General features: G+C 74.7%; 9 protein-coding genes. 1 reads left to right on the plus strand and 8 read right to left on the minus strand.

The annotated features are described in order from the left end of the window. Positions 1-102: 102 nt before the first annotated feature. From C593_RS0119865 to C593_RS0119905, 8 genes are all read right to left on the minus strand, one after another. Positions 103-1467, minus strand: a complete 1365-nt coding sequence (locus C593_RS0119865) for an MFS transporter (protein ID WP_018849058.1) — start codon at positions 1465-1467, stop codon at positions 103-105. 328 nt (positions 1468-1795) lie between these two features. Continuing rightward, a complete protein-coding gene (locus C593_RS0119870) occupies positions 1796-2767 on the minus strand; it encodes a sensor histidine kinase (protein WP_018849059.1) in 972 nt (323 codons plus the stop codon). After that, positions 2764-3543 (minus strand): MEDS domain-containing protein, encoded by a 780-nt coding sequence (locus tag C593_RS0119875; RefSeq protein WP_026277869.1) that lies wholly within the window; start codon positions 3541-3543, stop codon positions 2764-2766. The genes C593_RS0119870 and C593_RS0119875 overlap by 4 nt, the downstream gene beginning before the upstream one ends. A gap of 360 nt (positions 3544-3903) precedes the next feature. Continuing rightward, positions 3904-4986 carry a zinc-binding dehydrogenase gene (locus tag C593_RS0119880; protein WP_199790071.1) on the minus strand — a complete coding sequence of 361 codons (1083 nt, stop codon included), beginning with the start codon at positions 4984-4986 and terminating at the stop codon, positions 3904-3906. Positions 4987-5000: 14 nt separating this feature from the next. After that, complete coding sequence (locus tag C593_RS0119885; RefSeq protein ID WP_018849062.1) at positions 5001-6395, minus strand: aldehyde dehydrogenase family protein; 1395 nt, start codon at positions 6393-6395, stop codon at positions 5001-5003. A 138-nt stretch (positions 6396-6533) separates the two neighbouring features. Next, a complete protein-coding gene (locus tag C593_RS0119895) occupies positions 6534-7862 on the minus strand; it encodes an ABC transporter ATP-binding protein (RefSeq protein ID WP_018849063.1) in 1329 nt (442 codons plus the stop codon). Between the two features lie 465 nt (positions 7863-8327). Next, positions 8328-10583, minus strand: a complete 2256-nt coding sequence (locus tag C593_RS30040; RefSeq protein WP_106434707.1) for a molybdopterin oxidoreductase family protein — start codon at positions 10581-10583, stop codon at positions 8328-8330. 425 nt (positions 10584-11008) lie between these two features. Continuing rightward, positions 11009-11689: a TetR family transcriptional regulator gene (locus C593_RS0119905; RefSeq protein WP_018849065.1), complete on the minus strand. Its 681-nt coding sequence runs from the start codon at positions 11687-11689 to the stop codon at positions 11009-11011. Between the two features lie 137 nt (positions 11690-11826). On the opposite strand from C593_RS0119905, the gene hmgA reads away from it, so the two are divergent. Continuing rightward, the gene (gene hmgA, locus C593_RS0119910) at positions 11827-13155 is read left to right on the plus strand and encodes a homogentisate 1,2-dioxygenase (protein WP_018849066.1); all 1329 of its coding nucleotides are present in this window, start codon (positions 11827-11829) and stop codon (positions 13153-13155) included. Positions 13156-13170: the final 15 nt, after the last annotated feature.

Raw genomic sequence — 13170 nt, forward strand, 5'->3', positions numbered from 1 at the left:
GGCGGTCGCGGGAGGCAGCCTCCCGCCCATCCGGCCGGCGGCCTGCGCCCGCACCGGAGACAGGTCCCGGGGCGGGTCGCGGGCCGGCAACTGCCGGACCGGTCAGTCCGCGTGGGCGTCGACCGGGGGTGCGGTCGGGTCCGGGGTGGGTGGGGGCGGGGTGGCGGCGCGGGCGGCGAGGATGCGGATGGAGAGGAGGGCGATCACCGCGAGGCCGATGATGTAGGCGGCGACCGACATCGAGGTGCCCGTCGCCTCCAGGAGCAGGACCATCACGAACGGGGCCAGCCCGCCGCCGAGGACGGCCGCGATCTGGTAGCCGAGGGAGGCGCCCGTGTAGCGCATCTCGGCGGTGAACAGCTCGGCGAAGAGGGCCGCCTGGGGGCCGTACATGATGCTCAGGAAGCAGGAGGTGACGAAGGTGCCGACGGCCAGCCACAGCAGTGAGGCGGTGTCGATGAGCAGGAACATCGGCACCGCCCAGAGCAGCAGGCCCACCGCACCCGCCGCGTAGATCCGCAGGCGGCCGACGCGGTCGGAGAGGGCGGCGGAGGCGGGGATCAGCGCGAGCTGGGTGACGCTGACGCCGAGGGAGACGGCCAGCACCGCGCCGCGTTCCATGTCGAGTTCCCTGGTCGCGTAGTCCAGGACGCCGGTGATGATGATGTAGAAGGTCGCGGTGTTGACGGCGAAGGACCCGCCGGCCAGGAACACCGTGCCGAGGTGGTCGCGCAGGATCGTCCGGAGCGGGGAGCGCCGCGCCTGCTGCGACTTCTCCGCCTCCGCGAGGGCCCGTTCGGCCTCCCGGAACTCCGGGGTCTCCTCGACTCGGGTGTGGATGTACCAGGCGAGTCCGAGGACGAGGAAGCCGACGAAGAACGGCACCCGCCAGCCCCATGAGGTGAAGGCGGCCTCGCCGGTGAGCGAACCGGCCAGCAGGAAGACCGAGTTGGCGGTCACCACGCCGATCGGGACGCCGAGCTGGACGAGGCTGCCGTACAGGCCGCGCTTGCCCTCGGGGGCGTATTCGGTGGCCATCAGCATCGCCCCGCCCCACTGCGCGCCGACCGCGAGGCCCTGGACGATGCGGAAGAACACCAGCAGTACGGGCGCGGCGATGCCGATCTGCTCGTACGTGGGGAGCAGGCCGATGCCGGCCGTGGCGACGCCCATCAGCGTCAGCGCGAGGACCAGCATCGGCTTGCGGCCGTGCTTGTCGCCGAGCTGGCCGGCGATGACGCCGCCGACCGGCCGGGCGAGGAAGCCGACCGCGAAGGTGGCGAAGGCGGCGAGCACTCCGGCCGAGGGGCTGCCGGAGGGGAAGTACAGGTCGCCGAGGACGAGGGCGGCGGCGATGCCGAAGACGAAGTAGTCGTACCACTCGACGGCCGAGGCGAGCGCGGCGGCGGTGGCGACCCGGCGCCGACGGGGGTCGGCGGCGGCCGGGGCGGGGACGGGGGTGTCCATGCGTGCACACTCCGTGGGGCTGGGGACGAGGAGTGCGGGGAACGTACCGACCGGTGGGTATGGAGTCAACGGTCCGCACAACGGGAGTTGCGGGAGGGGCAGGCGGGAGGGGCAGACCGGAGGGCGCCGGGCCGTTTCCCGACGGGCGCGCCGGCTCGCGAGCGGACCGGCGGGCGCTGCGGGTCGGCGCGCGGGCCGGTGGGCGTGGACCGGTGGGCACGGGCCGGTGGGCGCGCGGACGCGACCCGGGCACGGGACATGGGGGCCCGGGTGGGCGCGGACCGGGCCCCGCCGGGGCCCGGTCCGCGCCGGAAGGACGGCGTCCGCCTCAGCTCTCCCCGGCGTGCAGCCCCATGTGCAGCCGGATCCTGGTGCCCGTCTCCTGCGTGGAACGGATCTCCACCAGGTCGCAGAGCTGGTGTACCAGCCACAGCCCCCGGCCGCCGAGCTGGCCGTTCGCGGGCCGGATGCGGCCGGCCAGCGGGTCCTTGATGTATCCGGCGTCCTCGAACTCGCAGACGAGCGCGTCGGTGTCGGTCCAGATCCGCAGGGTGCCGTGCCCGCCGCCGTGGCGGATGGTGTTGGTCGCCACCTCCGTGGCGGCGACGTGCAGTTCACGCAGCCGGCGGCCCTTCAGGCCGGACGCGGTCGCGCAGTGGGTGATCCGGTCACGGACGGCGGCCAGGTCGCCGCGGGCGTAGGGCAGTTCCTCGTGCGGTTCGCAGGGCCGGCTGAGCTCCTCGAAGCTGTACCCGGCGTCGTCCGACCAGTCTCCGCTGGGCTCGGAACGGCCGTCCCGCAGGACGAGCGGGTGGCAGCGGCCGAGGGCGCGCAGCGCCTCCGGGCCCCGGTCGGTGACGTCGAAGGGGCAGAGCATGGACCAGGTGGGCGTCTGGGCGAGAACCTTGTTGAGCAGCCACTCGTGGTAGCGCAGCTCCGCCGCGTTGGACTCCGTCCGGCCGCCGCCCCAGTCGGCCTCGCTGATCGTGCGCACGGGCCGCCCGTCGGTCACGTACTCGCCGATCCAGGACTGCCAGCCGGCGATGAGGCGGCCCGGGTTGGCGCCCAGGGCGGCCATGTCGACGAAGTGGACCGGCCGGGTGTGGGACATCTCGCGGCGCAGCAGCGCCGCACGGCCCGGCGGCACCGCCACGACGACCGCCTCGCCGCCCTGCCGCGCGTCGTCGATGTAGCGCAGGGTCGCGGACAGGAACGCGTCCTCGCCCGTGTACGGGTACAGCTCGTGGTGGACGGCCGTCGGCACCTCCCGGACAGCCGCCGGTCCGTGCGCGGCGCTCATGGTGCGATCACCACCGGGCTGTCGGGCTCGTCGTAGCCGGCGAGCTGCCACACGAGGTGAACGGTCTCGTTGGCGCTGTGCAGCACGACCTTGCGGTGGGGCAGGTGGTGGGCGGCGTCCAGCAGGGCGCGCATGCCCGCCGCGTCGATCATCTCCAGCCGTGAGCAGTCCAGCCGAGTGCTCACGGCCTCGGCCACCACCGCGCGCAGCGCGGCGCCGAAGGCCGGAGCCCCCTCGGAATCGATCACTCCGGCCACGTTCCAGCAGCCCCTCTCGACGAACAGGCGAAACCCGGGATCCGGTGGTCGGGTGCCCAAACTCTGGGGATGCACGCACATCACGTGTTCCAGTGTGGGCGCCGTCCACTGGGCCCGCTGGTAGGCGCACACGACCATCGCGCCCCGGTCCGCCGCGAACTCGTCGAGGGCGAGCTCGGTGGGCAGCACGGTCGTGGTCGTGGCGCCCGGTTCCCCGGCGGTCACCTCGCGCAGGATGCGGACCGCACGGAAACCCTGGCGGTCGGCCGTGTCCGCTTCGCGCCGCACGGCGGCGAGCAGGGAGTCCTCCAGGCGGGCGGGGTCGAGGAAGACCAGGTCGGGCTGGCGGAACCGGCGGTCCGACGCGCCCACCACGACGACCTTGTCGCCGAAGAGGGCACCGTCCGCGAGGAACGCGGCCGTGGAGTCCAGGAAGCCGTCCGCCGGGTCGAGGAGCGAGCAGACGTGGTCACCGCGTTCCACCTCGTCCAGCGTCGCCAGCATGCGCGGCGGTCTCACCAGGATCTCCTTCGCCGTCCGGATCTCGCAGCCTACCGGGAGGGGGGGCCGCGACGTGGATGTGATCGGATCCTGCCCCGGCACGCCGCGCGGAAGCACCCCCGGCGGCCGGGGCCGGCGGCGCGCCGGGTAACGGACTCGGCGCGGAGGCACCCGGCGCCGGCGCCCTGGCACGCACTCGGCGCGGGCGGCACCCGACGCCGTCGCACGGACCCGGCGCGGACGGCACCCTGCGCCGGCGTCGTGTCGCGGCCCCTCCACGGCCCGCACCGGCCGCCCGGCCGCCCGGCCCGCCCGGTGCGGTGACCTGTCCGGTCGCCGCACCGGACCTGCTTCGCGGCTGGAAGCGGCCAGAAGCGGCTAGAAGACGACCAGCGACCGGCCTCCCCGCCCCGCCCGCATCGCGTCGAACGCCGCCGGGACGTCCGCGAGGCCGATCCGGTCGGTCACCAGCGCCCCGGGGTCGAGCGCGCCCGCGCGGATGTGCGCGGCGAGGACGGGGAGGTCCCGCGCCGGGTCGGAGTTCCCGTACACGCACCCCGCCAGGGTCCGGCCCCAGTGGAAGATCTCCAGGGCGTTGAAGGTCACCTGCTGGTCCTTGCCGCCGATGCCGACGACCGTGGTGCGGCCGCCGCGGCGGGTGGACTCCCACGCGGTGCGGATGGTGACGGCCCGGCCGACGCACTCGATCGCGACGTCCGCGCCCTGCCCGCCGGTCAGCCGGCGGACCTCCTTGGCGGTGGTCTCCGAGGCGACGACGTACTCGGTGGCCCCAGCCGCCCGCGCCAGTCCCTCCTTCCGCGGGGACACGTCGACCGCGACCACCGTCCCCGCCCCGGCGATCCGGGCCGCCTGGAGGGTGGCCAGCCCCACGCCCCCGACGCCGAACACGACCACCGACTCGCCCGCGCGCACCCGCGCCGCGTGGTGGACGGCCCCGTAACCGGTGAGGACCGCGCAGCCGAGGAGGGCGGCGTCGGTGAGGGAGACTCCCCCCGGGGCGGACAGCACGCAGGCGGCCGGGACGACGGTCTCCTCCGCGAAGGCGGCGACGTTCAGGCCCGGGTGGAGGTCCCGCCCGTCGGCCGAGACGGCGTGGAGGCGGCCCGTGCCGGTCAGCGCGTCGGCGCACAGCCACACCTCGCCGAGGCCGCAGTGGTGACAGGCGCCGCAGGACGGCGCCCAGTTGAGGACGACGCCGTCGCCCGGGGCGACGTGCGACACCCCCTCCCCCACGGCGAGCACGGTGCCCGCGCCCTCGTGACCGAGGACGGCCGGGACGGGCACCCGCATGGTGCCGTCGGACAGGGACAGGTCGGAGTGGCACACCCCGGCGGCGGCGAGACGGACACGGACCTGCCCGGGGCCGGGATCGGGCAGGGTGATGCCGGTGATCTCCAGCGGGGCGCCGACGGCGGGCAGGACTGCTGCACGGACCACGATGCTCTTCTCCCGGCTCAGAACTGGAGGGACTTGGTCTGGAGGTACTCGCCCAGGCCGTGCGGCCCGAGTTCCCGTCCGACACCGGACTGCTTGTAACCGCCGAAGGGGGCGCGGATGTTGAAGCGTCCGCCGTTGATGTCGACCTGGCCGGTGTCCATCCGGCGGGCGAAGGCGACGGCCTCGGCGTCGTCCCCGGCCCAGACCGCGCCGGCGAGGCCGTAGACGGTGCCGTTGGCGATGGCGAGGGCGTCGTCCGCGTCCTCGTACTTCAGGATCGATACCACCGGGCCGAAGATCTCCTCCTGGGCGACGGTCATCTCCGGGGTGACGTCGGCGAGGACGGTGGGGCTGACGTAGTAGCCGGTCGCGAGCGGCGCCTCGGGGCCGCCGGCGACGACCCGGGCGCCCTGGGCGATGCCCTGCTCGATATAGCCGCGCACCCGCTCCAGCTGGCGGGCGTTGACGAGGGGGCCGAGGCGCTCGCCGGGCACGTACTTGGCGGCGGCGGCCGTCGCCAGCTCCACTGCCTCCTCGTAGCGGTCCCTGTGGACGAGCATCCGGGTCCAGGCGCTGCACGTCTGGCCGGCGTTGGCCATCACGTTGGCGACGCCGACGTTGACCGCCTTGGCGAGGTCGGCGCTCGGCAGGATCACGTTGGCGGACTTGCCGCCGAGCTCCAGGGCGACGCGCTTGACGGCCCCGCCCGCGGTGGCACCGATCTGCCGGCCGACGGCGGTGGAGCCGGTGAACGAGACCAGGTCGACGTCCTCGTGCGCCGCGAGCGCCTGCCCGGCGACCGTACCGAGGCCGGTGACCAGGTTGAACACCCCCGCGGGCACCCCGGCCGCGTCGACCGCCTCGGCGAAGAGCTGTGCGGTCAGCGGGGTGTCCTCGGCGGGCTTGAGGACGACGGTGCACCCGGCGGCGAGGGCGGGGGCGACCTTGGCGACGACCTGGTGGAGCGGATAGTTCCACGGCGTGATCGCGCCGACCACACCGACGGGCTCCAGGAGCACGGTGGAGTTGCCGATGGTCTCCTCGAAGGGGTGGGACGCGGCGAGTTCGGCGTAGGAACCGGCGACCAGGACGGGCATCGAGGCGTGCACGGCGAGGGCGAGCTGCGGCGGGGCGCCGAGTTCGGCGGTCACCGTCTCGGCGATCTCCTCGGTGCGCCGGCCGAGTTCCTCGTGGAGCGCGGAGAGCACGGCGGCGCGCTCGGCGGGCGGGGTCGCCTTCCAGCCGGGGAACGCGGCCCGCGCGGCCCGCACCGCCGCGTCCACGTCCTCGGAGGTCCCGGCGGGCACGTGTCCGATGACCTGCTCGTCGGCCGGATTCACCACGGCGATGGTCTCCGTCCCGACGGCGGGCCGCCACGCACCGTCGATGTACATGCCGTCGTGTGCCTTCATCGCACTCCTCCACGCCTCACGGGCCGGGGTCGCCCCGGCCGGGTCCTGGCCACGGTCCACGACCTAAACTAGCGGCGGTAGGTTTTCGTGCGCCAGGGCGGGTGGGCAATGCCGCACCCGCCCCGGGGACGGGCCCTCTCAGACGTCCAGGCCCGGCGCGTCCGCCGGGGCCGGGCAGATCCGGCGGCCCTGCTGGTCGAAGACGTAGAGGTGGGCCAGGTCCACCAGGAGCGGGACCTGGGCGCCGGTGCGCAGGCGCAGGTCCGGGCCGGTGCGGACGACGAGGTCGCTGGGGGCGGTGGAGCGGCGCTCGTCGGGGGCCGCGGTCCTGGGGGCGTCGAGGACGGCCACCGGGCCCGTGACCTGGGCGACGGCCCGGTCCTTGAGCCGGGACAGCACGCCGGGCCCGGCCGTACGGCGGCGGGCCGCCTGCGGCGGACGGGAGGACTCCAGGTCGGCGACGACGGCCGGCCGCGAACCGGTGTTGAGGTGCACCAATGCCTCGTGCCCCTGGTACTCCAGGTGCTCGACAATGCCGCTGATCGCCACCTCCCCCGGCCGGGCCTGGCTCGGCGGTGCGATACGGGCGGCCTCGGAGCGCAGCCCGACGACGAGCTGCCGGCCCTGCTGGATGCGGAGCAACTGGTGGTCCGCGCTGAGCGGTTCGGGCAGCGGCAGCCGCTGCCGGCCGAGGTCGATCGACATCCGGCCGTCGAGGGGGGCGTGCACCACGGCCTGGAGGAGGTTGATCCGGGGCGTGCCGATGAACGCGGCGACGAAGACGTTCGCCGGCAGCGCGTAGGTGTCGCGCGGGGTGCTCACCTGCTGGAGCACCCCGCCGCGCATCACCGCGACCCGGTCGCCGAGGGACATGGCCTCGGACTGGTCGTGGGTGACGTAGACCGTGGTGACGCCGAGTTCGGCGGTGAGGCGGGCGATCTCGGCGCGCAGATGGTTGCGGAGCTTGGCGTCCAGGTTGGACAGCGGCTCGTCCATCAGGAAGACCGACGGGCGCCGGGAGATCGCACGGCCCATGGCCACCCGCTGGCGTTCGCCTCCGGAGAGCTGCCCGGGGAGCCGGTCGAGCAGGTCCTCGATGCCGAGCATGCGGGCGGTGGCCTCCACGCGGGGGTTGCGGTCGGCCCGCGGGTTCTCCAGCTTGAGCGGGAAGCCGATGTTCTCCCGGTTGGTCATGCTGGGGTAGAGGGCGAAGTTCTGGAAGACCATCGCCATGTCCCGGTCGCGGGGCGGGATGTCGTTGGCGTACTCGCCGTCCAGGAGGAGTTCGCCCTCGGTGATGTCCTCCAGGCCGGCGATCATGCGCAGCACGGTCGACTTGCCGCATCCGGAGGGGCCCAGAAGGACCAGGAACTCGCCGGGTTCGACCGTGAGCGAGAACCGGTCGACGGCGCGCGGGGCCCGTCCGTATCTCTTGCTGACGTTGTGCAGAGCGATGGCGCGCGTCATAGGGGTCCCGCCCGGGGTGAGGAAGGAGGAGAAGACGGCGAGAAGCAGCCGAGGGGCCAGAAGTTAGCCCACCGCGTGCACGGTGGGAATGGATCGCGCGAAAGGTTCGTGAGCGGACATCTGAGGCACCGTGCGCTCATGTGGCGGCGGACGGTGACCGGCCGGAAATCGCCCCTTGTCAGGGGCGGTTCGGTGCGAGCCGGTGGGGCGGGCCGATGTTCCTTCCGCGCACGGGAGTTCCTGCCGCCGGCGGGCGGGCGGACCGCCCCGGCTCCGCCGCCGGGAGTCGGCGGCGGCGCCCGGAGCGGACTCGGACGGCATCCCGGTCGTACGGCGACGCGAACGGCACCTCGGATGTTCCCGGAGAGGATGCCGGCGACGAGGAGGAACAGGACCGTGACCGGGGTCGGTGGCACCTCCATGATCATCGCGGTGAGCAGGGCGAGGGTGAGCCCGGCGTTGGGATCAGTAGAAGCCGGGGCGCGGGGTGGGTCGGTTGGGGTTCAGGCCCTGGAGGCCCACGTCGCCGGAGGCCGCTCGGTCGAGGGGGGCGACGGAGACCGGGAAGCCGTTGAGGACCGCCGTGCCGGAGAGCGGGTCGAGGCGGGTGCCGTCGAGGAGCTGGTTGACGTTCGCGCCGGGGTTGGCGGCGGCGACGGAGAGGCGGACGCCGGGCCGGTCGTGGCCCCAGCCGTGCGGGAGGCTCACCACGCCCCGGCGCACGTCCTCGGTGACCTCGACCGGTGCCTCGATCCGGCCGCCGTCGGAGGTGACGGCCGCCCGGCCGCCGTCGGTGAGGCCGAGCCGGGCCGCGTCCTCGGGGTGGACGTGCAGGGTGAAGCGGTTGGAACCGCCGTTCAGGGCGGGCACGTTGTGCATCCAGCTGTTGTTGGAGCGCAGATGGCGGCGGCCGACGAGGACGAGCCCCTGGACGCGTTCGCCGAGGGCGGCGGTGAGCCTCGGCAGGTCGGCGGCGATCGGGGCGGGCAGCAGCTCGATCCGGCCGCTGCGGGTGCGGAGCACGCCCGGCAGGCGCGGTCGCAGCGGGCCGAGGTCGATGCCGTGCGGATGGGCGCGCAGCCGCTCCAGGGTGAGGTCGTAGGGGCCGAGGCGGAGCATCAGGTCGAGCCGGCGTTCGGCGCCGTTCCGCCCGGTGAGGGCGGTGGCGACCTCCTCCGGGTCCCGGCCGTGCAGGGGCGAGTGGGGGTCGGCGACGGCCTTGGCGAGGGCCCCGCGGATCACGGTGTCGTCCACGGCGGACGGGTCGGCGCCGTGCGTACCGGAGACCGCGAGGACCAGGCGGGCGTGGATCTCGCACTCGTCCATCAGCCCGGGGGCCAGGGGCACGGCGGGCGGGGTGAAGCGGACCTGGTTGCGCACGGCGAGGGCGTTGAACGCGAAGTCGAAGTGGGCGCTCTGCGAGGGCGGGGGCGGCGGCAGGACGACATCGGCGTGGCGGGAGGTCTCGTTGAGGTACGGGTCGACGCTGACCATGAAGTCCAGCCCGGCGAGGGCCCGGTCGAGGCGGTCGCCGTCGGGGGCGGAGAGGACGGGGTTGGCCGCGATGGCGATCAGTGCGCGGACCCGGCCCTCGCCGGGGGTCTCGATCTCCTCGGCGAGGGCGGCGACGGGGAGTTCGCCCTTGGCCTCGGGGTGTCCGGAGACGCGGCTGGTCCAGCGGCCGAGGGTGAAGCCCTTGCCGGGGGCGGCGGGGCGCGCGGCGCGGTCGGTGGCGGCGAGCGGGAAGAGGGCGCCGCCGGGGCGGTCGAGGTTGCCGGTGAGGATGTTGAGGACGTCGACGAGCCAGCTCGCCAGGGTGCCGTGGTCGACGGTGCAGCTCCCGATGCGGCCGTAGACGGCGGCGGCGGGCGCGGCGGCCAGTTCCCGGGCGACGGTCCGGATCTCCTCGGCGGCCAGGTCGCAGGCGCCGGCGACGGCCTCGGGGGTGAAGGGGGCGACGGCGTCCCGGACGGCGTCGACGCCGTCGAGGTGGGCCTCCAGGGCACCCGGGTCGGTGAGCTTCTCCTCGAAGAGGACGTGGGCGAGGGCCGCGAGCAGCAGCGCGTCGGTGCCGGGGCGGATCGCCAGGTGCAGGTCGGCGAGCCGCGCGGTGCGGGTGCGGCGGGGGTCGACGACGGTGAGGGTGCCGCCGCGCCGGCGCAGGGCCTTGAGGCGGCCGGGGAAGTCGGGGGCGGTGCACAGACTGCCGTTGGACTCCACGGGGTTGGCGCCGAGCAGCAGCAGATGGCCGGTGCGGTCCAGGTCGGGGACGGGGATGGCGCCGGCGCTGCCGTAGAGGAGTCCGCTGGAGACGTGCTTGGGCATCTGGTCGAGGGTGGAGGCGGTGAACAGGTTCCGGGTGCGCAGCGCCGCGAGGAGGACGGGCGGGTAGAGGCCGCCGGCCATGGTGTGGACGTTGGGGTTGCCGAGGACGACGGCGACGGCGTCCCGGCCGTACTCGGCGGTGAGGGCGGGGACGCGGGCGGCGATCAGGTCGAAGGCCTGGGCCCAGCTCGCCTCGCGGAGGACGCCGTTCTCCCGGACGAGGGGGGTGCGCAGCCGGTCGGGGTCGGCGTCCAGGGCGCCGAAGGAGGCGCCCTTGGGGCAGATGAACCCGGCGCTGAAGACATCGTCCCGGTCGCCGCGGGCGGCGGTGACGCGGTCGCCGTCGAGGGTGAGGCTGAGTCCGCAGGTCGCCTCGCAGAGCGGACAGATCCGCAGCGCGGTCCGGGTCCCGGGGGCGGCCCCGGGTCCGGGGGCGGGGGCGGCTTCGGGGGCGGCCCCGGGTCCGGGGGCGGGGGCGGCTTCGGGGGCGGGGGCGGCTTCGGTGCGCGGGGCGGGCCCGGGGCGGTCGGCGGGGGCAGCTTCGGTGCGCGGGGCGGGCCCGGGGCGGTCGGCGGGGGCGGCTTCGGTGCGCGGGGTGGTCCCGGGCCCCGCGGCAGGAGTGGTCCCGGGGCCGTCGGCGGCCGTCGGACCGGGGGCGCCGGTCCCGGGCGTGGGGGCGGGGGTGGTCGGGGCGGTGCGGGGCACGGGTCCTCCCGGGGCGGCCGGTGTCGGCGGTGACGTACCGTCCCGCGCGAGCATACCGACCGGTACGCACGGACGGGAGGGCCCGAACCGGACGGCCCCGCGGCGAACCCCGGCCGTCAGCCCGCACCCTCCCCCAGAACCCCCCGCACCCCCGGGCTCCCCCGGCTCCCCTCGCCCCCCAGGTACTCCGCCAGGTACGCCCGCACCAGCCGCCGCGTCTCCGTCACGATCCCCTCGTCCCCCGGCGGCCCCGCCCGGAAGGCGAGTTGCAGCAGGGCGTCGGCCGCCTCCACCGCGACCAGGGCCACACGGCGCAGCTCCGTGTCCGCCGGGCGCCCGAGGTGCGCGGCGAGCAGTTCGCCGAGCAGGCCGGCCACCTCGCTGTCGGCCCCCTCGGCCCGCACCCCCACCGGCACCTGCGCCCCGAAGTCGATCAGCGCGAAGCCGGGCGCGGTGCGCTTCATGGCGAGGTACTCGTCGAGGACCACGTCCACGAAGGCCCTCCAGTCGCCCCGGGGCACGGTGGCCAGACCCGCGGCGATCCGCTCGCCGTAGCGGTCGAGATTGCGGTGGCCCAGCGCCTCCACGAGGGCGCGTTTGTTGCCGAAGAACCGGTACACCGAACCGATCGGCACCCCCGCCCGGGAGGCCACCGTCCGGGTGGTCAGGTCCTCGTAGCCGCACTCGTCGAGGAGTTCGGCGCAGGCGTCGAGAATCCGGGCGAGCCGGTCGGCGCTGCGCCGCTGCACGGGCGCATGGCGCAGGAAAGGCTGGGGGCGCGGGGACACGCGTCCCATGATGCCGCCCCGATGCCGTTGACGGCCCCGCTCCGGAATCCTACGGTTCTCCATAGGAATGCGGTCGGGGGCACCCGCGGCAGGCGTTCCACGTGCGGGCCGCCCGGCCCGCCCGGCACACGGCACAGGAGCGGGCGATGAGCGGCAGCGAACAGGCGCGGAAGATCGTGGCAGGACTGACCCCGGAGTCCTTCTCCTCCGGATTCGGCAACGAGCACAGCTCCGAGGCGGTCCCCGGGGCCCTCCCGCTCGGGCGCAACTCCCCCCAGCGCGCCCCCCTCGGGCTCTACGCGGAGCAGCTCAGCGGCAGCGCGTTCACCGAGCCCCGGGCGCACAACCGGCGCTCCTGGCTGTACCGCATCCGCCCCTCGGCCGCGCACCCCGCGTACGTCCGCACGGACAACGGCGCCCTGCGGACGGCTCCCTTCACCGAGACCGTCCCCGACCCCAACCGCCTGCGCTGGAACCCGCTGCCGCAGCCCGCGCCCGGCACCGACTGGCTGGCCGGTCTGTGGACCCTCGGCGGCAACGGCGACGCGGCGCAGCGCACCGGTATGGCCGTGCACCTCTACCATGCCAACGCCGCCATGACGGACCGGGTGTTCGGGAACTCCGACGGCGAACTGCTGATCGTGCCCGAGCACGGCGGGCTGCTGCTGGTGACGGAGCTGGGCCTGCTGCCGGCCCGCCCGGGCGAGGTCGCGCTGATCCCGCGCGGGGTCCGCTTCCGCGTCGAGCTCCTCGACGACACGGCCCGCGGCTACGTCTGCGAGAACTACGGGCAGCCGTTCGAGCTGCCCGACCTCGGCCCGATCGGCGCCAACGGCCTCGCGAACGCCCGGGACTTTCTGGCCCCGACCGCCGCGTACGAGGACGTGGAGGGCCCGGTCGAGGTGGTCAACAAGTTCTGCGGCAACCTCTGGACGGCGACGTACGACCACTCGCCCCTGGACGTCGTCGCCTGGCACGGCAACCATGTCCCGTACGTGTACGACCTGCGCCGCTTCAACGTCATCGGCACGATCTCGTACGACCACCCGGACCCGTCCATCTTCACCGTGCTCACCTCGCCGTCCGACACCCCGGGGCTGGCCGGGGTCGACTTCGTGGTCTTCGCGCCGCGCTGGCTGGTGGGCGAGGACACCTTCCGTCCGCCGTACTTCCACCGGAACGTGATGAGCGAGTACATGGGCCTGATCGACGGCGCGTACGACGCCAAGGCCGAGGGCTTCGTGCCGGGCGGCGGCTCGCTGCACAACATGATGTCGGCGCACGGCCCGGACCGGGACACCTTCGAGAAGGCGAGCGCGGCCGAGCTGAAGCCGCAGAAGGTCGACGACGGGCTGGCGTTCATGTTCGAGACCCGGTGGCCCCTGACCGCCACCGCACAGGCGGCCGGGGCGGCCCATCTGCAGGAGGGGTACGACAACGTGTGGCAGGGTTTCGAACGCCACTTCCGGCCGTAGCCGGTCTCTCGCCCC

The organism is Streptomyces sp. CNT372 (assembly GCF_000377145.1).

Coding starts and splice junctions, on each gene's coding strand:
- C593_RS0119865 (WP_018849058.1), bottom strand. CDS start 1,467: ATGGACACCCCCGTCCCCGCCCCGGCCGCCGCCGACCCCCGTCGGCGC.
- C593_RS0119870 (WP_018849059.1), bottom strand. CDS start 2,767: ATGAGCGCCGCGCACGGACCGGCGGCTGTCCGGGAGGTGCCGACGGCC.
- C593_RS0119885 (WP_018849062.1), bottom strand. CDS start 6,395: ATGAAGGCACACGACGGCATGTACATCGACGGTGCGTGGCGGCCCGCC.
- C593_RS0119895 (WP_018849063.1), bottom strand. CDS start 7,862: ATGACGCGCGCCATCGCTCTGCACAACGTCAGCAAGAGATACGGACGG.
- C593_RS0119905 (WP_018849065.1), bottom strand. CDS start 11,689: ATGGGACGCGTGTCCCCGCGCCCCCAGCCTTTCCTGCGCCATGCGCCC.
- hmgA (WP_018849066.1), top strand. CDS start 11,827: ATGAGCGGCAGCGAACAGGCGCGGAAGATCGTGGCAGGACTGACCCCG.